Source organism: Methylobacterium sp. OAE515 (assembly GCF_041806315.1).
GTDB lineage: Bacteria > Pseudomonadota > Alphaproteobacteria > Rhizobiales > Beijerinckiaceae > Methylobacterium > Methylobacterium tardum.
The window spans coordinates 1,908,531-1,934,415 of the sequence record NZ_JBGMUV010000001.1; the positions used below are offsets into that span (position 1 = coordinate 1,908,531).

Annotated in this window: 25 protein-coding genes; 14 read left to right on the top strand and 11 right to left on the bottom strand. The window is 69.6% G+C overall.

Translation table 11 applies throughout. The features are described from left to right. Window positions 1–40 precede the first annotated feature (40 nt). Window positions 41–559 carry a TspO/MBR family protein gene (locus ABIE45_RS09360; protein WP_192706464.1) on the top strand — a complete coding sequence of 173 codons (519 nt, stop codon included), beginning with the start codon at window positions 41–43 and terminating at the stop codon, window positions 557–559. A 64-nt stretch (window positions 560–623) separates the two neighbouring features. Here the strand turns inward: ABIE45_RS09360 and ABIE45_RS09365 are convergent, their stop codons facing one another. The 4 genes from ABIE45_RS09365 to ABIE45_RS09380 all read right to left on the bottom strand — a co-directional run bounded on the left by ABIE45_RS09365 (window position 624) and on the right by ABIE45_RS09380 (window position 6,365). Then, entirely contained in the window at window positions 624–1,151 is a 528-nt protein-coding gene (locus tag ABIE45_RS09365; RefSeq protein WP_192706465.1) for a phosphate-starvation-inducible PsiE family protein, read from the bottom strand. Window positions 1,152–1,286: 135 nt separating this feature from the next. Continuing rightward, window positions 1,287–1,844 (bottom strand): DUF4337 domain-containing protein, encoded by a 558-nt coding sequence (locus tag ABIE45_RS09370; RefSeq protein WP_192706466.1) that lies wholly within the window; start codon window positions 1,842–1,844, stop codon window positions 1,287–1,289. A gap of 201 nt (window positions 1,845–2,045) precedes the next feature. Next, a complete protein-coding gene (locus ABIE45_RS09375; protein WP_192706467.1) occupies window positions 2,046–5,183 on the bottom strand; it encodes an efflux RND transporter permease subunit in 3,138 nt (1,045 codons plus the stop codon). A gap of 21 nt (window positions 5,184–5,204) precedes the next feature. Beyond that, window positions 5,205–6,365 carry an efflux RND transporter periplasmic adaptor subunit gene (locus ABIE45_RS09380; RefSeq protein WP_373622862.1) on the bottom strand — a complete coding sequence of 387 codons (1,161 nt, stop codon included), beginning with the start codon at window positions 6,363–6,365 and terminating at the stop codon, window positions 5,205–5,207. 300 nt (window positions 6,366–6,665) lie between these two features. Between ABIE45_RS09380 and ABIE45_RS09385 the strand changes: the two genes are divergently transcribed. Next, window positions 6,666–6,848 (top strand): hypothetical protein, encoded by a 183-nt coding sequence (locus ABIE45_RS09385; protein ID WP_160533674.1) that lies wholly within the window; start codon window positions 6,666–6,668, stop codon window positions 6,846–6,848. A 415-nt stretch (window positions 6,849–7,263) separates the two neighbouring features. Here the strand turns inward: ABIE45_RS09385 and ABIE45_RS09390 are convergent, their stop codons facing one another. The 3 genes from ABIE45_RS09390 to ABIE45_RS09400 are packed head-to-tail and all read right to left on the bottom strand — an operon-like array spanning window position 7,264 to window position 10,488. Continuing rightward, window positions 7,264–8,307 carry a glycosyltransferase gene (locus ABIE45_RS09390; protein ID WP_192706469.1) on the bottom strand — a complete coding sequence of 348 codons (1,044 nt, stop codon included), beginning with the start codon at window positions 8,305–8,307 and terminating at the stop codon, window positions 7,264–7,266. Continuing rightward, complete coding sequence (locus ABIE45_RS09395; protein WP_192706470.1) at window positions 8,304–9,392, bottom strand: glycosyltransferase; 1,089 nt, start codon at window positions 9,390–9,392, stop codon at window positions 8,304–8,306. Before ABIE45_RS09395 ends, ABIE45_RS09390 begins: the two co-directional genes overlap by 4 nt. A gap of 1 nt (window position 9,393) precedes the next feature. Continuing rightward, on the bottom strand, window positions 9,394–10,488 hold the full coding sequence (locus ABIE45_RS09400) for a glycosyltransferase (protein ID WP_192706471.1): 1,095 nt from the start codon (window positions 10,486–10,488) through the stop codon (window positions 9,394–9,396). A 351-nt stretch (window positions 10,489–10,839) separates the two neighbouring features. Between ABIE45_RS09400 and ABIE45_RS09405 the strand changes: the two genes are divergently transcribed. The 3 genes from ABIE45_RS09405 to ABIE45_RS09415 all read left to right on the top strand — a co-directional run bounded on the left by ABIE45_RS09405 (window position 10,840) and on the right by ABIE45_RS09415 (window position 13,964). Next, a complete protein-coding gene (locus ABIE45_RS09405; RefSeq protein WP_192706472.1) occupies window positions 10,840–11,817 on the top strand; it encodes an SPFH domain-containing protein in 978 nt (325 codons plus the stop codon). Between the two features lie 5 nt (window positions 11,818–11,822). Beyond that, window positions 11,823–12,275 carry an NfeD family protein gene (locus ABIE45_RS09410; RefSeq protein ID WP_192706473.1) on the top strand — a complete coding sequence of 151 codons (453 nt, stop codon included), beginning with the start codon at window positions 11,823–11,825 and terminating at the stop codon, window positions 12,273–12,275. A 318-nt stretch (window positions 12,276–12,593) separates the two neighbouring features. Then, window positions 12,594–13,964, top strand: coding sequence for a PAS domain-containing protein (locus ABIE45_RS09415; protein WP_373622255.1), 1,371 nt, complete (start codon window positions 12,594–12,596; stop codon window positions 13,962–13,964). A gap of 115 nt (window positions 13,965–14,079) precedes the next feature. On the opposite strand, the gene ABIE45_RS09420 is transcribed toward ABIE45_RS09415, so the two are convergent. Continuing rightward, window positions 14,080–16,959 carry a phosphoenolpyruvate carboxylase gene (locus ABIE45_RS09420; protein WP_192706475.1) on the bottom strand — a complete coding sequence of 960 codons (2,880 nt, stop codon included), beginning with the start codon at window positions 16,957–16,959 and terminating at the stop codon, window positions 14,080–14,082. 195 nt (window positions 16,960–17,154) lie between these two features. Between ABIE45_RS09420 and ABIE45_RS09425 the strand changes: the two genes are divergently transcribed. Next, window positions 17,155–17,457 carry a hypothetical protein gene (locus tag ABIE45_RS09425; RefSeq protein WP_192706476.1) on the top strand — a complete coding sequence of 101 codons (303 nt, stop codon included), beginning with the start codon at window positions 17,155–17,157 and terminating at the stop codon, window positions 17,455–17,457. Next, complete coding sequence (locus ABIE45_RS09430; RefSeq protein ID WP_192706477.1) at window positions 17,454–18,092, top strand: hypothetical protein; 639 nt, start codon at window positions 17,454–17,456, stop codon at window positions 18,090–18,092. The genes ABIE45_RS09425 and ABIE45_RS09430 overlap by 4 nt, the downstream gene beginning before the upstream one ends. A gap of 4 nt (window positions 18,093–18,096) precedes the next feature. Here ABIE45_RS09430 and ABIE45_RS09435 read toward each other — a convergent pair whose 3' ends face one another. After that, a complete protein-coding gene (locus tag ABIE45_RS09435; protein WP_192706478.1) occupies window positions 18,097–18,456 on the bottom strand; it encodes a helix-hairpin-helix domain-containing protein in 360 nt (119 codons plus the stop codon). Between the two features lie 226 nt (window positions 18,457–18,682). Between ABIE45_RS09435 and rpmF the strand changes: the two genes are divergently transcribed. After that, a complete protein-coding gene (gene rpmF / locus ABIE45_RS09440) occupies window positions 18,683–18,871 on the top strand; it encodes a 50S ribosomal protein L32 (RefSeq protein WP_003601373.1) in 189 nt (62 codons plus the stop codon). A 452-nt stretch (window positions 18,872–19,323) separates the two neighbouring features. On the opposite strand, the gene phaR is transcribed toward rpmF, so the two are convergent. Continuing rightward, the gene (phaR, locus tag ABIE45_RS09445; RefSeq protein WP_192706479.1) at window positions 19,324–19,914 is read right to left on the bottom strand and encodes a polyhydroxyalkanoate synthesis repressor PhaR; all 591 of its coding nucleotides are present in this window, start codon (window positions 19,912–19,914) and stop codon (window positions 19,324–19,326) included. A gap of 324 nt (window positions 19,915–20,238) precedes the next feature. Between phaR and ABIE45_RS09450 the strand changes: the two genes are divergently transcribed. The 5 genes from ABIE45_RS09450 to ABIE45_RS09470 all read left to right on the top strand — a co-directional run bounded on the left by ABIE45_RS09450 (window position 20,239) and on the right by ABIE45_RS09470 (window position 23,572). Then, a complete protein-coding gene (locus ABIE45_RS09450) occupies window positions 20,239–21,423 on the top strand; it encodes an acetyl-CoA C-acetyltransferase (protein WP_192706480.1) in 1,185 nt (394 codons plus the stop codon). A 114-nt stretch (window positions 21,424–21,537) separates the two neighbouring features. Beyond that, a complete protein-coding gene (gene phbB, locus ABIE45_RS09455; protein WP_192706481.1) occupies window positions 21,538–22,266 on the top strand; it encodes an acetoacetyl-CoA reductase in 729 nt (242 codons plus the stop codon). A gap of 542 nt (window positions 22,267–22,808) precedes the next feature. Further along, entirely contained in the window at window positions 22,809–23,102 is a 294-nt protein-coding gene (locus ABIE45_RS09460) for a hypothetical protein (protein ID WP_373622256.1), read from the top strand. 21 nt (window positions 23,103–23,123) lie between these two features. Continuing rightward, a complete protein-coding gene (locus ABIE45_RS09465; protein ID WP_192706482.1) occupies window positions 23,124–23,363 on the top strand; it encodes a hypothetical protein in 240 nt (79 codons plus the stop codon). Between the two features lie 26 nt (window positions 23,364–23,389). Then, window positions 23,390–23,572 carry a hypothetical protein gene (locus tag ABIE45_RS09470; RefSeq protein WP_192706483.1) on the top strand — a complete coding sequence of 61 codons (183 nt, stop codon included), beginning with the start codon at window positions 23,390–23,392 and terminating at the stop codon, window positions 23,570–23,572. Between the two features lie 11 nt (window positions 23,573–23,583). Here the strand turns inward: ABIE45_RS09470 and ABIE45_RS09475 are convergent, their stop codons facing one another. Then, window positions 23,584–24,810 (bottom strand): glycerophosphodiester phosphodiesterase family protein, encoded by a 1,227-nt coding sequence (locus tag ABIE45_RS09475; RefSeq protein WP_192706484.1) that lies wholly within the window; start codon window positions 24,808–24,810, stop codon window positions 23,584–23,586. Between the two features lie 103 nt (window positions 24,811–24,913). Here ABIE45_RS09475 and ABIE45_RS09480 point away from each other — a divergent pair, with 103 nt between their 5' ends. Further along, entirely contained in the window at window positions 24,914–25,819 is a 906-nt protein-coding gene (locus ABIE45_RS09480; protein WP_192706485.1) for an EamA family transporter, read from the top strand. Window positions 25,820–25,885 lie beyond the last annotated feature (66 nt).

Consider the following 25,885-nt stretch of genomic DNA (forward strand, 5'->3'; position numbering starts at 1 on the left):
CGGCAAGCCGCGCGCCCATGCGGCCTGGAGACGTACGACCATGACCGCCGCGACACAGGTCCCCGGAGGATCGCCCCTGCCGCGCTGGCTGCGCCTCGCCGCCGCGATCCTGCCGGTGGCGGCCACCGCAGCAATCGGCTCGGCCGCGACGCAGGCCGAGATCCCGGGCTGGTACGCAAGCCTGAACAAGCCGGACTTCAACCCGCCGAACTGGGTGTTCCCGGTGGCCTGGACGATCCTCTACACGATGATCGCGATTGCGCTCTGGCGGCTGCTCGGCGCCATGCCCAGCTCCGGGCCGAGCCGCAATGGCTGGTGGCTCGCGCTGGCCGCCTTCCTGGTCCAGATCGCGCTCAATGCCGCCTGGACACCGGTCTTCTTCACCGCCCACGCGATCGGGGCCGGCCTGATCGTTGTGGCGATGCTGCTGGTGATGGTGCTCTGGACCATCCGCCTGACCTGGCGGTTCGACCGGGTCGCGGCCTGGCTCCTCGTGCCCTACGCCGCCTGGGTCGCCTTCGCGACCCTGCTCAACGCCGCGATCCTCCGGATGAACTGACGCCGGCTCCGCTCTTTCAGTTATGGCTTCGCTCCGCCCGCGAGGACGGCGGCGTCTCGCGGATTCAGGACGCGCCGCTCGGCTTCTCTTCGCCCGCCGGACGTCCATCGTCCCGCGCGCGGTGGAGCAGGAAGATCGCGAAGACCATCGTGACGATCAGGCCGGCCAGCACGCCGAGCTCGATCATCGAGGCCTGAAACAAAGCCTGCTTCTCGGGCGACCAGTCCTTGGCGTGGGTGATCTCGGAGGATTGCAGCGTGATCACCAGGACCCGCCGGATCGAGGCGATGAGCCCGACGATCAGGAACGGTTCGCAGGTCAGCGTGCCCGACCGCATCGAGACCCGCACCGTGTGAAGGATCTCGATCAGCATGAGCAGAAACAGCAGCCGGTCGATCACCTCCAGGATCTGCGCGGCGCCGCCGAGCGCCCGCATGGCTTCCAAGGTCAACCCGGCTGCGTCGACCAGCGCGATCAGCGCGGTGAGCGCCAGCAGGAGGCCGAGTGCCGCGTAGATGGCGTGTTCGGTGTGCAGGAAGATCGCGCTGGCGATCTTCGTCAGGCGTCCCTGTTCTTCTGAGTGATCCGACATCATTCCCCCCTGGAATATGCCGAAACGATCAGCTTCCAACGCGCGCGTCCAGCCCGGCGCCGCGCGCGGTCAATCAATCGCCAGCGATCGTGGCGTTACGCCGCTGTCCCGCCCGGACGATCCTCCATGCGATCCTCAATGGAAGAACGGCAGCGCGTGCGGTGCGAGGTAGCCGAAGCCGAGGAGCACCGCGCCGGCGAGCCCCAGGAAGCCGCCGGCGAAGACCAGCAGGGTGATGCCGGTGATCACCTCGGCCGAGGCCAGAACGATGCCGATCTGAAAGGCCGCCGAGGCCAGCTCGTAGTGATGGTAGCGCAGAAGCGACAGGTCGCGCCGCTCCTCCGAGGCCTTCGCCTTCGCGGTCAGCTCCTTGCGGCCCTCGCCTGTGGCAGGTTCGGATTCCCAGCGCGCCAGCGTCTTGGCCCATTCGGCGCGCTTGGCCGCGATCGCATCCTGGTTGGGGCCCGGCGGAACCAGCGCCAGCGCCTCATCGGCGGTCTTGAGCACCGTCGAGCGGATCGTGCGCGCCTGGAAATAGGCCCACTGGTTCGCGGCCTCGACGTTCGCGCCGATTGACTCCGTCTGGGCCGCCTTGCCCAGGGTCTCGCTGAAGGCGAGGAACAATGCCAGCACCGAGATCAGCAGCGCGACGCGCTTGTTCGAACCCTCGACCGCCCCGTGACCACCCGACATCGCTTCTCGTGTCCTCGTTCGATTCGCTGGCGGGAGTCACAGCCCATCGCGGCGCCGCGCGCAATGCGCACGGCGGATACACAGGGCTGAGAACCCGGGCCCGACCGCTTCGCCTGCTGGCGCTGCACGCACCGGGATCATCCCGGCGCCCGCTGCGCGGCCTCGGGATGACGGAACGGACGACATTCCGGCCGCTCCGTCCTACTCCGCGGCGATCCGCGGCGGCGCCGGATGCCCGTCATTGGCCGGATGGACCGAGTCGAAGGCGACCGCATCCTCCGGATCGTCGCGCTCGCCGACGAAGCGGCCGAACAGGCGCTTCATCAGGCGCGACAGGTCATCCATCAGCACGAAAATCGCCGGCACGAAGACCAGCGACAGCACCGTCGAGACGATCAGGCCGCCGATCACCGCCACCGCCATGGGCGCGCGGAACTCGCCGCCGATCCCGTAGGCCATCGCGGACGGCACCATGCCGGCCGCCATCGCGATCGTGGTCATCACGATCGGCCGCGCCCGCTTGCGGCCGGCATCGACGATGGCGGTGTTGCGGTCGATTCCGGCGTGGATCTGCTCGACGGCGAAATCCACCAGCATGATGGCGTTCTTGGTCACGACGCCCATCAGCATCAGGATGCCGATCACCACCGGCATCGAGATCGGCATGTGGCAGATCAGCAGCGCCAGGATCGCGCCGCCGATGGAGAGCGGCAGCGAGAACAGGATGGTCAGCGGCTGGAGGAAGTTGCCGAACAGCAGGATCAGGACGCCGAACACCATCATCAGGCCGGCGCCCATGGCGAGCGCGAAGCCCTCGAAGACCTCGCCCATCACCTCGGCGTCGCCGGTCTGGCTGATCGTCACACCGGGCGGCAGGTTCTTGGCGGCCGGCAGGTTCATCACCTGGCTGATCAGCTCGGCCAGCGCGTCGGTGCCCTGCATGTCGCCCTCGAGCGCGACGCGCACGGAACGGTCGTAGCGGTCGATGCCGGTCGGGCCCTGGCCGAGGCTTATATCGGCGACGGTGGCGAGCGGAACGGCAGTCCCGCCCTTCACCGGGACCTTCAGGGTCTCGAGGTCGGAGAGCCGGCCGCGCAGGCTCTCTGGCAGCTGCACGCGGATCGGCACCTGCCGGTCGGTGGCGTTGAACTTGGCGAGGTTCATGCCGATGTCGCCGATCGTGCCGACCCGCACGGTCTCGGCGATGGTGTCGGTGGTGACGCCGAGATCGGCCGCCACCGCGGGCTTCGGCCGGATCCGGACCTCGGTCCGGTCCAGCGGCGCCGTCGACATGACGTTGACGAGGTGCGGGACCTGCTGGGCCTCGCGCTGCAGCTTGGCGGCGGTCTCGGCCACCACCGCCTTGTCGGGGCCGGCGATGATCAGGGCCAGATCGCGCTGACCGCCCTCGCGCAGTGCCCAGAAGCGCAGGTCCGGCTCTTCCCGAAGGATTGCCGCGACCTCCGCGTCGACCTGCTTCTGGGTCCTGTGGCGGGTGTTCTTGGGGACGAGGTTGATGGTGAGGCTCGCCAGCCGCACCTCCTTCTTGGCCGGCAATTGACGGCCGCCATCCACGAACACGCTCTTCACCTCGGGCAGCGCGCGGATCTTCTCCTCGATGCGGTCGGTGACTCGGACCGTATCGGGAAGCCGGGCGCCCGGCGGCAGCTCGACCACGAACAGGGTGCGGGCCTGATCTTCGGCCGGCAGGAAGCCGGCCGGCAGCAGCCCCGTGGAGGCGATGGAGGCGGCGAAGCACGCGATGCCGAGCACCAGCGTGATGAACTTGTGCCGCACCGACCACGCCACGAGCCGCGTGTAGCCGCGCATCACGAAGCCGTCGCGCTCGTGATCCGGTCCGTGATCGCGCAGGAAATAGGCGGCGAGAAGCGGCGTAATGAGCCGCGCCACGAGCAGCGACATGAACACTGCCGCCGCAATGGTCAGGCCGAACTGCTTGAAGTACTGGCCGGCGATTCCGCCCATGAACGAGACCGGCGAGAAGATCGCGATGATCGTCGCCGTGATGGCGATGACCGCGAGCCCGATCTCGTCGGCGGCCTCCAGCGACGCGCGATAGGGCGACTTCCCCATTCGCATGTGCCGGACGATGTTCTCGATCTCCACGATCGCATCGTCCACCAGGATGCCGGTGACCAGCGTGATCGCCAGGAGGCTGACCGCGTTGAGCGAGAAGCCCAGCGCGCTCATCACCCAGAACGTCGGCAACACCGAGAGCGGCAGCGCCACGGCGGCGATCAGCGTCGCGCGCCAGTCGCGCAGGAACAGCAGCACCACCACGACGGCGAGGGCCGCGCCCTCGATCAGGCCCATCATGGCCGAGTGGTAGTTGCCGATCGTGTTGTCGACGCTGGTGTCGATCAGGTCGAAGCGCACGTCGGGGTTCGCCGCGTGGAGCGCCGCGATCTTCTTGGCGACGCCCACCGAGACGTCGGCGTCGCTGGCGCCGCTGGCGCGGGAGATGGCGAAGGCGACCACCGGCTCGCCGTTGAAGCGCGCGAAGGTGCGAGGCTCCTCGGCGGTGTCCGACAGGGTGGCGAGCTCGTCGAGGCGGACCTTGCGGTTGCCCGGCACCACGATGGAGGTCTTGGCCAGCGTGTCGAGACTCGCCGAGGCGGCGAGCGCCCGGATCGACTGCTCCTGGCCGCCGACCTCGGCGCGGCCGCCGGCCATATCGGCCGAGGTCAGGCGCAGCTGCCGGTTCACGTCCGCGGCCGTGATGCCGAGGGCGAGCAGCCGGTCGGGCTTGAGGGTGACGCGGATCTCGCGCGCGACGCCGCCGAGCCGCTCGACGCCGCCGACGCCCTTCACGCTCTGCAGGCCGCGGGCGACCACGTCGTCCACGAACCACGACAGGTCCTCGGGCGTCATGGCCGGCGCCGAGGCGCCGTAGACCATGATCGGCAGGCCGGCGATCTCGACGCGGGAGACAATCGGCTCGTCGATGGTGCGCGGCAGGTTCTGGCGGATCTTGGCGATGGCGTCCTTGACGTCGTTCGTCGCGCGATCCTGGTTCACCTCCAGGCGGAACTCGATCGTGGTGGTCGAGGTGCCTTCCGTAATCGTCGAGAGGATGTGCTTGACGCCCTTCACCCCGGCGACCGAATCCTCGACCCATTTGGTGACCTGGGTCTGCAACTCGGACGGGGCCGCGCCCGACTGCGTGATCGTCACGGAGACGATCGGGATGTCGATGTTCGGGAACCGCGTGATCGGCAGGGCGCGGAAGCTCACCAGCCCCAGGATCATCAGGACCAGGAACAGGACCACCGACGGCAGGGGCTTGCGGATCGCCCAGGCGGAGACGTTGAGGCGCATGGCCGGATCCTTCGACTCGTCCTACCGCGGGGCCGCGTCGGCGATCGGCGTGCTGGTGTTCGCCGGGACCGGGCGCACCCGGTCCCCGTCGCGCAGGAAGCTGCCGGCGCGGGCCACGATGCTCTCGCCGGCGGCGGCGCCGGAGCGGATCTCCGTGAAGCCCTCGGCGGAGAGTCCCGTCGTCACGGGCCGCGCTTGGACGCGCCCGTCCTTCACGACGAGGACGCTGGCGCGGCCGTCGGCGGCGTAGAGTAGGCTGGAGACCGGGACCGCGACGCCCGTGCGGCGCGCCACTTCCACGTTGCCGCGCGCGAAGGCGCCGATCCGCAGGACCGGATCGTCGCCGAGCCGGATGCGCACTTTGCCGAGTCGCGTCGCACGATCGACCTCCGGGTAGACCCGGCGCACCTTGCCGGCGAGGCGGCGGCCGTCATCGAGGTCGAGGCTCGCCGGGTTGCCGACCTGGATGCGGGCCAGCGACGTCTCGGGCACCTCGCCCTCCAGCTCGATCTCGCCCCGGGCGATCAGCCGGAACAGCGGCTCTCCCACCGCGGTCGCGGTGGCGCCGATCCGGGCGGTGCGGCGATTGATGATCCCGGCCTCCGGCGCCCGGATGTCGGTGCGGGCGCGCCGCAGGGCAATCTCGGAGCCGGCCGCCCGGGCGGTGGCGAGGTCGGCCTGGGCGGATTGCAGGCCGCCCCTGGCGGCGGCGAGGCGCCCTTCCGCCCCTTGCGCCGCCGAGACGCGCTGTTCCAGCACCGCCGCCGTGGCGTTGCCGGTCTTGGCGAGCGCCTGGGCCCGCTCCAGCGACTGCTTGGCTTCGACGTTGGCGGCCTCCGCCTGAACGATCTGGCTCTGAGCCTGGACGATCGCCGCCTCGGCCCGGGCGATCGCCGCCGCGTTCGAGGCCTCCTGGGTCGCGATCATCTCCAGCGACAGCCGGGCGAGCACCTGGCCCTTGCTGACGCGGTCGCCTTCCTCGACGAGCAGCTCGGTGATGCGCAGGCCCTCGACCTCCGGAGAAACCAGGATCTCGTCACGTGGAACCAGCGTCCCGGTGACCACCGCCCGCTCGACGATCTCGCGGCTATCGGCCGGCACGACGGTGACCGCGGGCGCAATGGCGGCGGCATCGGGAACGGAGGCGGTCTCGACGGCCTGGGCCGGTGCCGCGGCGAGCATCGCGAGCCCGCACAGGGCGCTGAGGCGGGACGCGCGCCAACGGACGTACTTCACGACGGGGGCCTCGCGCTCGGTGCTGGATTGATGACGCACCTCTATCATTGTGCAGGCCGGCGTTTTCATGGCGCGTTGTCCTTCACGGAAGCCAGCATAGCGCCGCCGCACGTTCCCGTCGCCGGATGTCACGCCGCATGTCCCGGAACGGGGACGAAGACCGCTCTTTGACTGTCCCGGCCTGCAACCGGCGGAGAATAGCGACGTTGTCTCCGCGATGGTCTTCTCAGGATGGGGGATGGATCGATGAGCATCTTTCAGATCAAGCAAAAGAAGAGTGGTGCGGTGCTTTGGACCGGCGCGGCCGACGACGAGCAGACGGCCCTGGACGCGATGGCGCGTGAAGCCGGATACCGCGACTTCTCCGCGATCCCGGACGCGATCCGGGCGGACGGAATCGAGGCGGCTAAGCTCGACCTGATCTCTTAACGATCCGTGCGTCGAAGCCGCATATCGGTTCGGCTCGCCTCGACGATGAAAGTCTCGGCCGATTGAGTCGGCCGGACCTGACGCGTCAGAGCGCGGACGACAGCGTTCGAGCGCGGCGTTCAACCAACCCCATACGGCGCGATCGGCGATAGCTTGTTCAGCGTGGCCAGTAGGGCACGACATCACTCGAGACTGCCGGCGTTCTTCTCATACTGGTCGAAGTGCCATTGCAGAAACGCCCGGTCGGGCGAATGGTCCAGCGCACAGACCCACTTCTTCCGATCGTGTAGGTCCTCGCTCCCATGGCGACTCGACTACGGCTTCCAGCCGGTGGGGGGTCAATGCCGAAATTCGGAGTGGCCTGCTCCGGCTTGAGCGCATTGCGGGCGTGCAAAGCAGCGTGCGGGTGCCGCGTTCAGGTTCGCTCGAATGAAGCAGCCAGCGCATCGATCCCCGCCGCGCACTCGGCGACCGCGGTCGGACTATGCAAACCGCCGATCACTGCCGGATCGAGGGCGAGTCCCGCCTGGATCAGGCCCGGCCATGCGGAGGCTTCAGGCCAGCCCTCCTGCACGACAGCGGCACCGAGTCGAGCCAGGGCTGCCGCCTTTTCGGTCTGCTCGCCGTAGGCCCGCGCCTCCGGCAGGCAGAGAAAGCGCTTGGCCTGCGCCGCAGCCAGCGCCACGACCCCGTCGCCCCCGCCTCCGACCAGCAGGGCGGCCCGTGCCACATGGGCCGCGACGTCGGGGACCCAGCCGTGCAGGTGCAGATTGTCGGGGATCGCGCCCGAGCCAGAGACCGGGCCCAGCACGTGCCAGTCCCGGTCGGGCACGGACCGCGCCGCCTCGGCCAGGGCGGGAACGTCGCCGCCCACGCCGCCTTGGCCAAACACCACCACGATATCGCGGCGCGCCTCGGTGTTGGCCAGGGTCGGTCCGGTGAGAAAACCCGCGTAGACTGTCTTGGCGCGAACCCACTCGGGCACGCCCCCGCCGTCCAACGCCTCGGGAAAGGGCGCGAGGAGGCGGCTCGCGCTGCGGAAGGCTTCGAGATGCGGCCGGTCGGTGCGGGTGCCGGCGAGCCGCACCACCAAAGTCGGCACCGAGAGCAGGCGCGCGAACAGCGCCACCTCCACCGAGACATCGACCACGAGGAGCGCCGGGTCGGTCCGTGCCACCCATTCGGCGATCCGCGCCATCCGGGCGCGGAGGCCGGGATGGTTCAGAGGGGCGTAATGCAGCGCCTCCGGCCGGTCGGCCGCGCCGTCCCGTCCATCGAAGGCGGCATCGCCGAGCGGCCGGTCATCCGGCAGGTCGAGGACGGCGAGTCCGGTCGTGTCGAAGCCGGCGACCGTGCCCAGGATCGTGCAGGGGCGGGGCAGATGCGCCGCCACCGCTCGGGCCCGTTGAAGGTGGCCGGCGCCCTGGTGATGGACGTACCAGCCGATCCCCCGGGTCACGCGGCATCCCGCAGGGCGAGAGCCAGCGCGTCGAGATCGGCGATGGCCCGGTCGAGGGGGCATTCCCGCGCTGGCGCGGCGCGCGCTTCGAGGATTCGGTCGGCCCGCTCCACGAAAGCGATGTCGTTGGGACAGTCGCCGACAGCGGCGAAGTCGTCTGGGCCGAGCCCGAGGCGCGCGCAGGCGGCCGCACGGGCCGGAGGCTGGAGGTGGAACGCCCGGCGCAGGGCCGCCCGGCGCAGGATTAGCGTCTGCCAATGGGCCGCTTCCGGCAGCAGGTAGGCCTCACCGCCGATCGCCCGGGCGCGGCGGACCATCTCGGTGGCCATGCCGCCCGAGACCCGGCCCTGGTGGCGGGACGAGACCATCACCCGCACCGCCGGGCAGTGACGCAGGCGGGCGCCGCGCGCGCGCAGCAGCCCGACCAGGGCGTTGTCCTCGCCGCAGGGCAGGGGCGGCAGGCCGCCCACGGCCTGGTAGAGAGCCACTGGGACGGCGAGGCTCGCGCCGGTATGGTCGCCGTGGCGCGGCGCCGGATCGTGCGGCGGCGGATCGAGGATGTCTTCCAGCCGCCGGACGCCGGCCCAGTAGCGCTCGATCCGGGCATGCAGCGCCGCGAGCGCCGGATCCGCCTCGCCGTCATCGTCGATGACGAGCCGGCCACCGACCACGTCGGCCGCCTCCAGCGCGCGGAGATTGGCTCCGACCCAGTCGGCCGGCAGGCGCGCATCGGCATCGGTGGTCAGCAGGATGCCGTCTGAGATCCCGTCCGCGGCGAGCCATTCGGCCCCGGCGTCGAGCGCCCTGCGCCGCGCGGTGCCGACATGCGCCTCCGCACCAGCAAGCCGCACCTCGATCAACCGGAGCGCGAGCGGCGCCAGGGCGCCGGACGCTTCGAGGGCGCGGATCGCCGCCACGGTCCCGTCGGTGCAGTTGTTAGCGAGGACCACGACCCGCAAGGCGCTCCGCAGCGGAATACAGTCTTGCTCGGCCAGGGAGGCGAGCAGCCGCGGCAGGCGGTCCGCCTCGTTCCGTGCCGGGATACAGACGGCGCAGGGCAGGGTGCGGTCCGCGTCGGCGCTCATGTCAGGCCCGCCGTCCGGCGATGCGCAGGGCCGGCCGCGCCCGCTCGGCGCAGCGCGCGATCACCGCCTCGTAGGCATCGAGGTACCGGTCGGTCATGGCGGCGGCATCGTAGAGCGCCTCGGCCCGATCGCGACAGGCGCGGCGCGACAGGCCGGCCGCCTCGCGGATCGCTACCGAGAGATCCTGTGCATCGTCCGGACGGGCGAGGCGGCCGCACCGGGCGTCGAGGATATTCGGCATGGCACCCCGGCGGAAGGCGGCCACCGGCGTGCCGCAGGCGAGCGCCTCCGCCACGACGAGGCCGAAGGGCTCTTCCCAGCGCGGTGAGACAATCGCCACCCGGGCGCGCCCGAGATGATGCGCGAGATCCCGGTGCGAGAGATGCCCAAGATGCGTTAGGTCCGGGCCGAGGCGCGGCGCGATCTCGGCGGCCCAGTAGCCGGGGTTGAGCTTCGGGCCCGCGAAGGTCAGCGGCAGCCCGGCCGCGCGGGCGGCGTCGATGGCAAGGTGCAGCCCCTTCTCGGGCACGATCCGCCCGGACCAGAAGGCAAAGGCCGGAGCGTCGGCCCTTTCCGAGAACGCGAAGGTCGAGAGATCGACGCCGTTATCGACCACTTGTGCGCCCGGCACGAGCGAGGCCCATTCCTGCGCCAGCGAGGGCGAGACGGCCAGGAACGCCATGTCGGGATCAGCCTCGACCACCCCGGCCGTGAGGGCGTCGAACGGCGGCGTATGCAGCACCGTGACCCAGGGCAGGCCGAGCCGGGCACTCTCGCGCAAGGGCAGGGCGTGGAGGGAATTGTTGTGCACGAGGTCGAAGCCGCCGGCCGCGACCATATCCATCATCCGCCGGTAGGCATCGTGCTCGGCGCGGTCGATCGCGTCCTCGCGCTCCGGGTCAAGCAGCGCATCCCCGGTCGGATCGCAGAGCATCACCGGGTCCAGAGCCGGGTCTGACCCGCGGCTCGCGAACAGCGTCACCTCGTGCCCGTGCCGCTTCAGGGCGACGGTAAGGAGGTGCGTGTGCATCTCCAACCCGCCGGCATAGGGCTGACCGATCGGGTATTTCAGATGTGCGAGGACAGCGATCTTCACGCGCGCACCAAGTCCGGGAGGATGGGGAAATCTGCCGCCCACCGTGGCGCGAAAGGACTTCTTTCCGCGGCAAGCGTGGCAGGGATCATGCCGATTGTTTCTTCAACAAGCGTTGCGATGAGAGGGCCTGAGCGACGACAAGCGCGACGCTTTCGTCTGTCCTAAGCGCGGCGGCCTGAACCGCTGATGATCAGATCCGCAGGGCGCGCGTTCACGCAGCGCTCGGTCCATCCCCGGATTGTGGATCGCGCCAGCGCGGATGGGCGGCGCTCGCGGGCACGCGGCTCAGCTGATAGGCTGCGCTTCAGACCGTCGGCCGGCATCCGCGCGCGGCGGATCAGGGGGCCATCGATGGATCTTCCGCTCGGGCTGAGCGTCTTCGCGGTCGGCGCCGCGGCGCTGGCGGTCATCACCCTGGCGGCCGGCGTGAAAATCGTGCCGCAGGGCTATGTCTTCACGGTGGAGCGCTTCGGCCGCTACGCGCGCAGCCTGGATGCCGGCCTGGGCTTGATCACGCCCTTCGTCGAGCGCGTCGGCCGGCGGGTCAACGTGATGGAGCAGGTGATCGACGTGCCGAGCCAGCAGGCCTTCACGCGCGACAATGCCGGCGTCACCATCGACGCGGTGGTCTTCTACCAAGTGCTCGACGCGGCGCGGGCATCCTACGAGGTCTCGAACCTCGACCTTGCCGCCACGACCCTCACCATGACCAACATCCGAACCGTCGTCGGCTCGATGGATCTCGATCAATTGCTCGCCCATCGCGACGAGATCAACGAGCGCCTGCTCCGGGTCATGGATGCGGCGGCCTCGCCCTGGGGCGTCAAGATCAACCGCATCGAGATCAAGGACATCGTGCTGCCGCCCGATCTGGCGGGGGCCATGGCCCGGCAGATGAAGGCCGAGCGGGAGAAGCGCGCCTCGATCCTCGAGGCGGAGGGGCAGCGCGCCGCCGAGATCCTGAGGGCGGAGGGGCGCAAGCAATCGGCGATCCTCGAGGCGGAGGGCCGGCGGGAAGCGGCCTTCCGCGACGCCGAGGCGCGCGAGCGCTCCGCCGAAGCCGAGGCGGCGGCGACCGGGATGGTGAGCCGGGCCATCGCCGAGGGTGATATCGCGGCGGCGAATTTCCTGGTGGCGGAGAAATACGTCGATGCCGTCCGCGCCATAGCCACCGCACCCAACCAGCGGGTCGTCGTGGTGCCGATCGAGGCGGCCGCGCTGGCCGGGACCCTCGGGGGCATCGGGGAGCTGACCCGCAGCGTGTTCGGCGACGGTGCGCCGCCGCGCCGCGCGGGAACCCCGCCCAACGTGGCGTCGCCACGGGCGTGATGCCTATGACACTCACGTCCGTCCTCGGCGCCGTCGAGTCTGTCGGAGCTGCCTGGATCTGGGTGATCGCCGGCCTCGTCCTGGCGGCGGCCGAGATCCTGATTCCCGGCGTGTTCCTGATCTGGCTCGGCTTGGCGGCGCTCGCCACCGGGCTCGCCGCGGCCGCGATCTCGATGCCCTGGCAGGGCCAGACCCTGCTCTTCGCGGGGCTGGCCGTCATCCTGGTCGGGATCGCCAGCCGCCTGCACAGGCGCGGCGCGGGCGGGCCGGCGCTGAACCGTCCCGATCGGGGCCTGATCGGGCGGGAGGCCATCCTGGAGGAGCCGATCGTGCAGGGTGCGGGTCGCATCCGCTTCGATGACACGCTGTGGCGGATCGCGGGACCGGATCTGGCCGTCGGCGAGCGGGTGCGGGTCACGGGCATCAGCGGAACCGTGCTGCGGGTCGAGGCGGCGTGACGCCCCTCTGCGGGGATGGTTTCGCCACCGCCGTGTGTTCGCGCGGCGTCAAGAGCGACCTGTAGGGGCTGCGCGGGAAATCCTCGCGCGAAGTCCGTCCCGAGGCCCAGCTGCGACAAAGAGTGAGTTGCGCGCAAGCGAGTTATCCGGTGTTACGGTCAGGCTGGAACGGATGCGGAGGACGCATGCCGGTGGTCGCGGCGTGGGCGACGGATAGTGACAGATCACCAAGAGCGCAGCCGCTTCGAGGCGGAGTTTGCACGGACGGACGCCAGCACGGATCCGTTCGTATCCGCCGTCCGGGCGACGCGGATGCCGATGCTGATCACCGACCCCAATCAGCCCGACAATCCGATCGTGTTCGTGAACGCGGCCTTCTCGAAGCTGACCGGCTACGGCCACGACGAGATCGTCGGCCAGAATTGTCGCTTCCTGCAGGGTCCGGAGACCAACAGGGACGATATCGCCAGGATCCGGTCCGCCATAGCCCGGCGTGTTCCTATAGAGATCGAGCTGCTGAACCATAAGAAGGACGGCGAGGTCTTCTGGAACCGCCTGCTGATCTCGCCCGTCTTCGACCAGGACGGAGAGCTGACCTACTTCTTCGCCTCGCAGTTCGACGTCACGCTGGAACGGGACAAGCTGGCCCGAATCCAGCGCGACCGCGACGCGCTGGAGCAGGAGGTCGAGCGCCGCACCAACGACCTGATGCGCAGCGAGGAGCGCCTGCGCTTCATCCTCTCGGCCGCGCGGCTCGGCTCATGGACCCTCGACTTGACGGAAATGCGCCTGCTGGCCTCGGAGAGCTGCAAGCGGAATCTCGGTCGCGAACCCGACGAGCCGTGCACGTACGAGGACTTGGTCGAGGCGATCCTGCCGGAGGATCGCGCACGGATGCAGGCCGCCGTCCAAGCCTCGATTGCGACGCGGGCCGACTACGACATCGAGTACCGGGTGCGCACGCCGCGCGGTGAGGTCCGCTGGCTGCAGGCCCGCGGGCAGCCCTTCTACGGCGCCGAGGGCCAGCCCTTGACGATGGCCGGCGTCACCATCGACATCACCGATCGCAAGCGTGCCGAGGAGCATCGGACGCTTCTGGCCGAGGAACTCAACCATCGGGTCAAGAACGCGATGGCGACCCTGCAGTCGATCGCGCACCAGACACTCCGCAATGCGGCCTCACTCGAGGAGGCGTACCGGACGTTGGATGCCCGGCTGCAATCGCTCGCGACCGCCCACGATGTGCTGACTCGGAAGGATTGGGTGGGCGCGCCGCTCGGGCAGATCGTGGACGAGGCGTTGCTGGCGTTTCAGAGCGGCGCTGCGCGACGCTTCGTCGTCAGCGGTCCCGAGGTCTGGCTCCCGCCGCGCCTGACCCTCGCCTTCACCATGGCGCTGCACGAACTGGCGACCAACGCGGTGAAATACGGTGCCTTATCGAACGACAGAGGCCGCGTAATCCTCAACTGGGACATGGTGGACGGATCGCAACCTGCCCAACTCTGGTTGCGCTGGGAGGAGGTCGACGGGCCGCCGGTCGTCGCGCCGACGCACCGCGGGTTCGGCTCGCGCCTGATCGAGCGAGCCCTGGCCGCCGAGATGGACGGCACGGCGGCGATCGACTACCGCCGCCGCGGCGTGGTGTTCACGCTGGAGGCGCCGTTGCCGGATCAAGGCCGTAGCCCGTAGGCCCGCGGTCTGACGGCCAGCCCATCACAGCCCGCGTTCGTCGCGCTGACTGGGTGTCGGGACGCTCCTGGATCGCGCCAGCGCCGACAGGCGCCGCCAGCCGAGCGCGCCGCTTCTACCCAAACGCCCCGACCTCGTGCTGGATCATGCCGGAGATCTCGCGCACCTGGTCGAACATGCGCCGGATCGGCTGGAACAGGTTGGCGTGCTCCGCCTCGTAGGTGCCGACATCGCGCGGGCCCGCCGGCTCGCCGAAGTTGAGGCCGAGGGTCGGATCCGGCGTGATCGGAAAGATCTCGTCGAGAAGCTTCAGGCAGCCGTCGATGTCGAGCCGCAGGAAGCGCTCCAAGAGCTGCTCGCGGGAGATGCCGGCCTGCGGCCGGAAGCCCGGGATGTGCACCGCCAGGAACCAGATCCGGTGGATCAGCGCGAGCCGGAGGGCGTGCAGCAGCGTCAGCCGTGCCGACATCGCCGGCAGGTCGGGGGCCGCCGCGGTGAGGGCCAGCCAGTCGCGGGTCAGTCGACCGAACAGGCTCCGGAGAGCGGACGCGAGATCGAGGCGCTCCAGCGCGCCCGAGATCACCACCAACTCGTCGCGGCGGAAGTCCTTCTGCGTGCGCCGGGCGCGCTCCAGCCACACGGCCGGATCGAGCGTGTCGATATAGGCGCGCAGCACGTCGAGATCGCCCACCGAGGCGGCATGCTGGACCAACCGAAAGGCACGCGAGAACCGTACGGAGTCGCGCCGCATATCCCGGAACAGGTCCGGGCCGCGCTGGGCGGCGCGGCCGATCCCGTGCAGCGAATTCGCCAGGAAGCCGAGCTGGTGCAGAATCGCGTTGTTGGGAATCGCCCGCATCTGCCGGGGATGGGTGATGCGGGCCGGGCCGCCATTGTCGCTCTGGCGCGCGACGGGGCGGGAGCCGGTGCGGTCGATCAGGCTCGGGCCGAAGGTGCCGAGCAGGGCGGCGTACCCCGGATCGTCCACCAGCGCCTCCATGTCCTGGCGGGCCGCGGTGAAGAATTCGAGGGCGAAGTCCGGCTCGGAATAGATCGGGTCGTCCGTGGCCTCGGCGATCGCCTGCGCATCGTTGAGGGCGTAGTCTGAGAACGTGTCGTCTTCGGCCACATCGAGTGCGTAGACGTGCTCGGCGATGCGGGCGACGCTTGCCGCTGCCATCGCCTCGGTGCCGTAGAGCAGGTAGCCGTCGGTGCCCTGGAAGCTCGATTCCAGCCGGACCCTGATCCCGGCCTTGCGGGCTCGGTCCCGGGCATCCTCGGGCGCGAGATAGGCGAGGCGGTCGCGCAGCGAGGTGGGATGGGCGCCGCGCCCGATCGACTCGCCGTGGGTGTCGAAGATCGCGAGCTCGATATCGGCCAGGCCGTTCTGCACCAGCATCTCGGTGATGCGCAGCCGCAGCCGCTCAATCCAGAAGGTCGCGGCGAGCTGGCCGACGTAGCGGCCGGAATCCGAGTAGCCGAACTGCACGGTGAGCCGGCCGATGCGCTTCAGGTACTGACGCCAGTGCGGGTTGCGCAGGGCATCGTCGAGCACCCGGATGCCCTGTTCCAGGGCGCTCGCCGTCTCGAAGAGCGGTGTGATCTCCAGCCGGTCGGCGATGCCATAGTGGCGGGCGAGCCAGAGGGCGGCGAGCAGGGTGTAGCCGGTCTCGGTCTCGGCGATCAGGAAGCGGACCGGGTGCGTGCCGTCTACGTGCTTGAGGATCTGGGCGATCGTCATCATCAGCCGGGCGGCCGAGGCGCGCTCGGCGGCCAGCGCGCCGAAATCCACCGCCACGGGCCGCACGTCGTTCAGCAGCGCGTGAACTGTCGCCAGATGCGAGCGGCGGCGCGCCGCGTCGGTGGGTTCGCCCTCCAGGTCGACGACGCGGCGGACCGCGTTGTGGATCTGGCTGGCGTTCAGCCGGAAATGCGGCAGCGCGTTCGACAGGCCGTGCGTGGCGACGCCAGCCCGCAGGACGGCGATCCTGCGCTGGTCGGCCGGATCCCCGGCTGCCTCCAGCGCCGCGGTGAGACCGGCGATCAGTTGGCCCGCATCGGTCTGGGCGCGCTCGCGCTCAATGATCAGCGCCAGCGAGAAGCGGTGCACCGCTTCGAGGGAGGGCTTGTCGCCGAGGCGGGGCGCGACGGCGAGCTGGCGGTTCACGGCCGCCAGGGCGCCCTCAGCCAGGGCGCGGACCTCGCGGCAGGCCCCGATCTCGGGCAGCTCGCGCATCACCCGGTCGAACTGCATGCGCTTCGAGATCAGCCGGTAGCGTAGGGTGTCCCACCAGCCGATATCGGTGCGGCCGTCAGTGTCGCAGCCGACCCAGCTGGCGATCGCGAAGGGGCGGGGGGTCAGCTCGGTCCAGCGGTCGGGCCAGCGGGCGCGGGCGGCGTCGAGCACCGCGCCGTTGAACGCATCGAGGGCGAGCCGGCCGTTATTGGCGGCCGCGCAAGCCTGCTCGAACTCGACATCCAGGGTGATCGGCGCGTCCGGACGGGTCGAGTGCGAAGCGGCTTGCGCGATCAGGCCGGTGCGGGCCGTCTCGTCGGGCAGGCTGGCCGCCTCCGCAAGCAGGCTCGCCACGGCCCGCGGCATGCCGAAGGTCGGATGGGCCGTGAAGACGACCGCGAAGGCGGTGCGGCGGATGAAGTCCGCGAAGCCCTCGAAGGCGTCGGGCCGGTCGGGAACCGCCGCGACCAAGCGCACCGGGATGGCTGCCTGCGGGTCGGCCGGCCCAGCCTCCAGCCCGACATAGGCCCGCAGCCGCGCTGCCCGCGAGTCCAGGGACGCGGCGCGCAGCCGTACGAACAGGCTGTCGAGATCGGCCGCTGAGATCTCGTTCCGGTCGAAGCGGCGCGTGATCGCCAGGGTGACCGCCAGGACCGGGTTGCGGAACGGATCCTCCCGGGCTTGGTCGCGGGCTGCCTCGATCAGGCCGAGGAGGTGGCCCTCCAGCTCCTCAGGCTTGCGGCTCGGCTGGTGCTGCATCGATCGATTCCGCCTCGGGTCTGCCCGCATCTACCCGCTCCGCCGCTCCACGCAAGGAGCGTTCCGCGTCATCGGCCGCGCAGGAAGGCGGTGGGGGATCCGGCCCCGCGAGAGTCGATTCCGGACACCGGGCGCAGGCCGTCGCGCGCGACGGGGTGACGGCGCCCCTCCAGGCAGAGTAGAGCTTCGACCAGCATGGAGCGCCTGCTGATCATCCTGGCCGTACTGGTCTTCGCCGTCGCCATCGTTACTGTTCTTGCCATGGCGGCGAGGACGCAGCGCGAGCCCCTCCGCATGGACTCCGAACTCGACGTGGATGACGAGCACCTGCTCATCGGCTCGGTCGGCGCCCGCCGGAGCCCGATCGACCGCACGGCACAGGTGCTGGATCCGCGTGTCTTGGATTTGGACGCGATCGAATTGGAACCGATCAGAGCACTCGACAGGACGGAGCGGATCGAGCGGCCGCGGCGCGATGGGCCGGAGTCCGGGCGATGAGGGCATTCGCGTGGCTGCTGCTGGCTGGTGCGGCCTGCCTTTCGGCCGTGCCGTCTCAGCCGTCCCTGGCCCAGAACGCGCCCGCACCGGCTGCGCCGAGCCCGACGCCGGATCCGTCAACGCCGCAGGCGGGGACGCCCACGCCGGCCGCCGCTCCGCCGGTCGAGCAGCCCTGCGGGGCGCGGGCCGCTCGCTTCGAGGGCGCGAAGGGCTTCAAGATGGTGGTGACCCGGGCCGGGCAGGTCCGGACGATCAACCCGCTCCGACCCCTGACGCCCGAGGTCAACGAGGTCCTGCTGGTGGTGGTGGGCGGCAAGGTCGCCACCGCCTACGGGCCGGATTTCAGCACCCTGCGGCGCGGCAGCGCCCCGGCGGCGATCGAGGCGATGCTCGGCGGCCCGATCCGTTGGCAGGCGGCCCTGCCGACGCTGCCCGATCCCATCGCCATCGTCTCTGAAGAGGGCAGCCCTCTGGCGGAGCTCACCTTCCGGGCCTGCGAGGATCCGCCGGCCGTGAAGGCGGCACCGAAGCCCGTGGCACGGAAGAAGAGCCCGGCCCGGAACGCGGCCCCGAAGGCCGCGGCCGAGAAGACACCCCCGGGCTTCTCCATGCCTCAGGGCGCGATCGCCGAGTAGGCGGTCACTTCTGCTTGGCGATCACCTTGTCCTTGATGCCGTCGTAGACGTTCTTCGGGATGATTTTCTTGGAAACCAGCTCGTCCTTGCCGCGATAGGGGCGGCCCTTGATGATCGCCGCCGCGCGGGCCGCGCCGATGCCGGGGAGCGCGTCGAGCTCCTCGGTGCTCGCGCTGTTGAGGTCGAGGAGCGCGCCCTTGGCGGCATTTGGCGATCCGGTGACGGGGGCGCTCGGCGCCGTCGGCTTGGCCGGGGCGGTCGGCGCCGCGGTCGTCGGGGTCTGCGGCGCCTGCGCCAGGGCAGGGGCGCCGACGAGACCCGACAGCAGGGCGATGAGGGCGAGGGTCTTGGTGGAGGAAGCCATGGCGTTTCTCCCGAGAGGCACGGCCCGCTCCGCGGCACCGTCACGTCAGGTTTGCACGGCTTCGCTTGAACCCGCGCTTAACGGTTGTGGTCAGGCGCCTCTAGCCAGGGGGCGGCGCCGGCGCTATAAGCGCGCCCTCATCCGTATCCCGCGGTGTGCGTGGCGATCCTCGATCGAGGAGCCGCCCGCGCGCCGCTTTGTCCGCGGCGTCACGAAGGATCCAGTCATGGCCGTTCCGAAGCGAAAGACTTCCCCCTCCCGCCGCGGCATGCGCCGCTCGGCCGACGCCCTCAAGGCGCCGACCTACGTGGAGGACAAGGATTCGGGCGAGCTGCGCCGTCCGCACCACATCGACCTGAAGACCGGCATGTACCGCGGCCGTCAGGTGCTCAAGGTGAAGTCCGCCGAGGCTTGAGCCTCGCGAGGGCGGCGCCTCAGGCGAGGCGCCGCGCGGCCTCCGCGTAGCACGCGGCGGCCATACGGGTTCGCTCCAGACGCGACGGAAGCAGCGCCGGGTCTCCGGCCGTCAGCAAGTGTGCGATGAAGCCCGCGCGCGGTTTTCCCGCGGCCGGGCGTTCCGCCGATGCGACCCTTTCGGACCGCTCAGACTGCCCACCATCGATCAGGACGAGCGCGCGTGCCTCGGACGCGGGTGGCGCGCGCCGTGGCGGCTGCGTGCCCTCCTGACGCGTGCCTACGGTCGACCCTGGCACGTCCCGCACGGGCCGGACCTGTGCCGGCTCGGGACGACTGCCTGTTCCGATCCGCATCATCGCGACATCCTCCGCACGTTTCCGTGCCGATGTCGCAAAGGTGGGGCCGATGTTTACTAATCGTCAACCTTCGATACCGCCGCACCGGCGGTAATTATTTCTTTGCGAGCGCTTCCAGGCGCTGCTGCATCTCGAGCATCTGGCGCTTGAGGTCGTCCAGCTCGCCGCCGGCATAGGGTGTCGGTGCGGGCGCTGCCGGCGGGTGCGACCCGGCGGCGGGCGGTGCGAAGCCCGTGAACATCTTCATGGCATCGCCGAAGAAGCTCATGTTGGTGCGCACCTGCTGCTCGATCGCGTTCTGGAACGCGGCCGGGCCGAAGCTGTGGGCGAACTTCTCGCGCAGGCCGTCCTGATCCTTGGCGAAGTTCGCCATGGAGAATTCCAGGAAGCTCGGCACCATCGTGCGCATGCTGTCGCCGTAGAAGCGGATCAGCTGGCGCAGGAAGGCCACCGGCAGCAGGTTTTCCGCGCCGGCCTTGTTCTCCTGCTCGAAGATGATCTGGGTGAGCACCGAGCGGGTGATATCGTCGCCCGTCCGAGCGTCGTAGACGACGAAGTCCTCGCCGTTCTGGACCATCGTGGCGAGGTCTTCCAGCGTCACGTAGGTCGAGGTGCCCGTGTGGTAGAGGCGCCGGTTGGCGTACTTCTTGATGACGGTCTGGGTGGCCTTGACGGTATCCGCCATCGGGAACGGCCTTTCTGGACTCGGGACCTAGGGGCGTTGCAGGCGCGCGGTGCGGCCTGGCGGGGGCCGTCTTCGCGCCCGCAGCACGATCCTTAAAGCCTTCTCCGGGCGCAGAAAACAGCAAATTGCACGTCTTCAACGCAGAATAATGCAGAGCCCGCCCGCCGGCCAGATCATTTCAGTCTCTTCGACACGTCATCGGGGGCTTCACGCCGCCGATGCACAACCTTGACTTCGCCTCTCTCACGCCCTTCATCCCAAGACCGGCACAGAGCGCGCCCGGGAAGAGGAAGGCGCGCCGGCTCGTGAGAGGAGAACGTTCACATGGCAGGCAGCGAAGAGATCGTCATCGTCGGGGCCGCGCGCACGCCGGTCGGCTCGTTCGGCGGCGCCTTCGGGACGGTGCCGGCCCACGAGCTCGGCGCGACCGCGATCAAGGCCGCTCTGGAGCGCGCAAAGGTCTCGCCCGACGACGTGGACGAGGTGATCTTCGGCCAGGTGCTCACCGCGGGCGCCGGCCAGAACCCCGCCCGTCAGGCGGCCATCAAGGCTGGCATCCCCGAGAAGGCCACCGCCTGGGGCCTCAACCAGGTCTGCGGCTCGGGCCTGCGCACGGTCGCCATTGGCATGCAGCAGATCGCCAACGGGGACGCCAAGGTCATCGTGGCCGGCGGCCAGGAATCCATGTCGCTCTCGCCCCATGCGCAGTATCTGCGCGGCGGTCAGAAGATGGGCGACCTCAAGCTCGTCGACACCATGATCAAGGACGGGCTCTGGGACGCCTTCAACGGCTACCACATGGGCCAGACCGCCGAGAACGTCGCCCAGGCCTTCCAGCTCACCCGCGAGCAGCAGGACCAGTTCGCGACGCGCTCGCAGAACAAGGCTGAGGCCGCCCGCAAGGAGGGCCGCTTCAAGGACGAGATCGTCCCCGTCACGGTGCCCGGCAAGAAGGGCGACACCGTCGTCGATACCGACGAGTACATCCGCGACGGCGCCACCATCGAGGCGATGGCCAAGCTGAAGCCCGCCTTCGCCAAGGAGGGAACGGTGACGGCCGCCAACGCGTCCGGCCTCAACGACGGCGCCGCCGCGCTCGTGCTGATGTCGGCCTCGGAGGCCGAGCGCCGTGGCCTGACCCCGCTCGCGCGGATCAAGTCCTGGGCGACCGCGGGCGTCGACCCGAAGGTGATGGGCACGGGCCCGATCCCGGCCTCGCGCAAGGCGCTGGACAAGGCGGGCTGGAAGCCGTCCGACCTCGACCTGATCGAGGCCAACGAGGCCTTCGCGGCGCAGGCGCTGGCCGTGAACAAGGACATGGGCTGGGATGACGCGAAGGTGAACGTCAATGGCGGCGCCATCGCCATCGGTCACCCGATCGGCGCCTCCGGGGCCCGCGTGCTCGTCACCCTGCTGCACGAGATGAAGCGGCGCGATGCCAAGAAGGGCCTCGCCACGCTCTGCATCGGCGGCGGCATGGGCGTCGCGATGTGTATCGAGCGGACCTGATTCGTCCGGAACGTCTGTCTCGACCAACAACATAGACTTAAGGCCGAAGTCAGAAAAAATCGCGTGCGGACGCCATCCGCACGCGGCATCACGTGATGCGAACAGGAGGAAACAATGACCCAAGGACGCGTCGCCCTCGTGACGGGCGGCACCCGCGGTATCGGCGCGGCTATATCCAAGCGGCTCAAGAACAAGGGCTACAAGGTTGCTGCCAATTACGGCGGCAACGACGAGGCGGCCAACGCTTTCAAGGCCGAGACCGGCATCCCGGTCTTCAAGTTCGACGTCGGTGATCTTGCCAGCTGCGAGGCCGGCATCAAGGCGATCGAGGCCGAGCTCGGCCCGGTGGACATCCTGGTCAACAACGCCGGCATCACCCGCGACGGTGCCTTCCACAAGATGACCTTCGAGAAGTGGCAGGCGGTCATCAAGACCAACCTCGACTCGATGTTCACCTGCACCCGTCCGCTGATTGAGGGCATGCGCAGCCGCAGCTTCGGCCGCATCATCATCATCTCGTCGATCAACGGCCAGAAGGGCCAGGCTGGGCAGACCAACTACTCGGCCGCCAAGGCCGGCGTGATCGGCTTCGCCAAGGCGCTGGCCCAGGAGAGTGCCGCCAAGGGCATCACCGTCAACGTGATCGCGCCGGGCTACATCGCCACCGAGATGGTGATGGCGGTGCCGGAGGACATCCGGAACAAGATCATCTCGACGATCCCGACCGGCCGCCTCGGCGAGGCTGACGAGATCGCCCACGCGGTCGAGTATCTTGCCAGCGACGAGGCCGGCTTCGTCAACGGCTCGACGCTGACGATCAACGGCGGACAGCACTTCGTCTGATTGCGACCGGGCGCGCCGGGTTCGGCCCGGCGCGTCCATAAACCTGCTCCGGTTCGACGCATCGTCTCTTCGGGTGGACCGAACCCACCGCACCCGCTCCGTTGCACGCACGGGGCGATGACGTCCTGCGGATGAGGGCCGATCCCGGTCGGCCGGGATGGCCCGCCCCGCGCTCAGCCGTGCACGTGTGAGGAAATCCCTTCCCGATTCACGTTATTCAGTGTCCCGGGAAAACGGGCATTGCGGGAAGGGATCGGCGCAATCGCGCACGTGCTGTGAAACACGAACAAATCGATGCACCTCGTATAGGTCCCGTTCTGTCGCGTCGCGGATGTTCGCGCGGACAGAAAAACGAGACCGCCGGCATCATGAACACCTAGTTGTACGGTAAATTCGACGTTCATCCTGTTGGCGAAGGTCGAGGCTGTTCTTCGCGCGAGGCTGCCGTTCGGCGCGGGTTTCCGACCGTCTTCAAGCTCGGCCTCGCGGTGGCCTGCGCGCTCGGCCTCGCCGCCTGCGTCACCCCCCAGGAACGGCACGCGATGGATCAAAACCGGTGCTACGCGTTCGGGTTCGAGCCCGAGACCGACGCTTTTGCCGAATGCATGATGGGGCTTCACCAGCAGCGCGCCGCAGCCCAGGCCAACAGCAACCTGTACTGGCAGGCTCAACTGGCCGAGCAGAACCGCCGCCGTGAGGCACGGCAGGATCTCTACAAGTTCGTGAGCCTTCAGCGCAGCGGCGACCCGCGCTTCCCTGTCTGCGGAGCCTCGTCCGACGGCGGCATGGATCGCCGGACCCTGACTTGGTACGGCCCGAACTGCCGCGCCCGCTGACTTGGTTCGAAGGAGGTCCCCATGTCCGACGTGACGACGCGCGGCCCGCGCGACCCGAGCACGACCATTTTCGTGACGACGGCCCTGTTCAGCATCGCGGTCGGGTTCGTCACCCAGGACATCGCGTGGTTCATGCTGGCCGTCGTCGCCAGCGCCACCCTGATGTGCGGCGGCTACGCCCTGGTCCGGCGGTGGCTGGGCTGGAAGCCGCTGGATGGCGACTACCTGTTCGACCTCGTCCGGGTGATCAGCCCGCCCTGAGACGACGCCAAACTCGGCCCGCGCGGATGATCCGCGGGGCCATCCCGGGCGGCGCGGGTCTGAACGCCGCGTCGCTTCTCAATCCCTTTCCGGCACAACGCCCCGCCGCCGAGGCTACCATGACGCTTGCTCTGATCATCGCCGGCGTCCTCATCGTGAATTTCGCGATGGCCGGTCTCTTCTCGCTCGTCGCCCTGTGGGCCGACTGAGCGGCGCCCCCCTACGGTGCTCCCACGCAATTGGCGTAAAACGTCGTGGTGGCCGGCCAGTCGGAGAACACGCCCATGACGCCGACCTGCCTGTGCAGCACGTCGAGGAGCCGCAGGATGTCGCCATCCCCGGTCACCACCGGCTTGATCGACTGGTAGTAATAGCCACCGCCGTCCTTCAGCGGGCCCGAGCGTTCCAGCGACCAGGCGATCAGGCCGAGCCCGGCCTTCTTCGCCTCCCGGGCATAGGTCGAGGGCTCGATCGCGCCCTCCGGCCCGGGCCGGACCAGCATCCACAGCGGCGGCGCCAGGATCCGGACGCCCTTGGCCGCAAGCTCCGACATGCCGGGGGTCCAAGTTGCCGGCTTCTCGGGGTCGAACCCTTTGACGGTCTCGTCGCGGTCGTCGAGGAAGATCGCCTGACGGCCGAAATCCGGATCCTTCTCCAGCCAATAGAGGATGTCGCGCAGCTGGAAGCTCTGGGGATAGACGTCGGAGGACGGGATGCCGGCCTCCCGATACTCATCGATCAACTGCTGGGCGTACATGTCCTGGGTATAGGTGCCCTCGAACGGCATCGTGACCTGCGGTGCCTTCAACTCGGGGGTGAACTTGCGGCCCATGCCCTTCACCAGCGCGAGGTACTCCTTGTGGGACATCAACGTCCCTTTGCTGGCGTAGAGATCGGTCCGCCAGCGGGGCGTCGCGTTCATGTAGGCGGACACCGTGGTGGCGTCCGGATCGGCCGCGTCCATCTTGCCGTTGAGCGACTTGAACTCGTCGAGCGTTAGATCGCTGGTGCAGCACTTGGCGGAGGCCTTGCGCCCGGTCGCGGGGTCCGCGGGCTGGAAGCCCTGCGTGCATTTCGCCGCGAGGTTCGGCCGGGCTAGGATGTCGGTGGTCGTGTGCAGGTCGCACTGGCTGTGGCGGCAGACGAGCTGGCGGTCCTTGGTGAAGGCGACGTCGCACTCAATGATGCCGGCGCCCATGCGGTCGGCGGCGAACAGGCCCTCGCGGGTATGCTCCGGGAACATCAAGGGTGCGCCTCGATGCGAGATCGAGAAGGTCCGAGGCGTGTAGGTGCGGTCGGTCCCGCAGGCGGCGAGCGTGTCCTTCAGCGGGCCGGGCTTCAACTGATCGACGAGGTAGAACGGCCGCGGTCCGAGCTGGGCGGCGTCTCCCGCCTGTGCCGGACCGCCCGCGAGGATCAACGCCAGCCCGGCTGCAATCGCACGCATCACCGCTCTCCCTATCCCTGCCCGCCGGTAGGACGCCCCAATGACAGGCACATGACCGCACGTCTCGCCGATTCGGGATCCGCGTGATAGCCGCGGCGCATGCGTGAAACCGCGTCATCCCTGTCCCGCCGCGCCACGTTCGGCCGCGACCCTCGCGGGCTTTGGCGCCATCCTGCTCTGGTCGCTGCTCGCGCTGTTCACCGCGGCCTCCGGCGCGGTGCCGCCGTTCCAGCTCGCCGCCATGACCTTCCTGGTCGGCGGCCTGTGCGGCGGCCTGCCCTGGATCGCCCGACCGGCGCGCGCCCGCGCGCTCCTCCAGCCCTGGCCGGTCTGGATGCTCGGGGTGGGCGGCCTGTTCGGCTATCACGCCCTTTACTTCAGCGCCTTGCGCCTCGCGCCGCCGGCTGAGGCCGGGCTGATCAACTATCTCTGGCCGCTGCTGATCGTCCTGTTCTCGGCCCGCCTGCCGGGATCAGGCGGCCTGCGGCCGGGCCACCTCGCCGGCGCCGCGCTGGGGCTTGCCGGCGTCGCGGCTCTCTTTGCAGGCCGCGGCGAACTCGGCTTCGCCACGGGGGCGCTGCCGGGCTACGCGGCGGCCCTGGCTGCCGCCTTCGTCTGGGCCGGCTATTCGGTACTCTCGGCCCGGGTCGGGGCCGTTCCGACCGATGCGGTCGTGGGCTTCTGCTTCGCGACCGCCGCGCTCAGCCTCGCATGCCATCGAGCCGTCGAGGCGACGGTCTGGCCGGTCGATGCGGTTCAGTGGAGTGCGGTGCTGCTGCTCGGCCTCGGGCCGGTCGGCGCCGCCTTCTACCTCTGGGATATCGGCTGCAAGCGCGGCGACGTCCGGCTTCTCGGCGTCGCGGCCTATGCGGCGCCGGTCCTCTCGACGCTGATCCTGGTGGCGGCCGGCCATGCCAAGCCCGGCCCTGCGCTGGCGCTCGCCTGCTTGCTTATCGTGGCCGGGGCGCTCGCGGCGGTGCGAGCGTCCCGGGCCGCGCCGAGAGGCTAGCATCCGTTGCCGAGAGGTCGCGTTGGCCAGGTGGCCTCAGGGCGGTTACCGGGGCCGATCACCGAC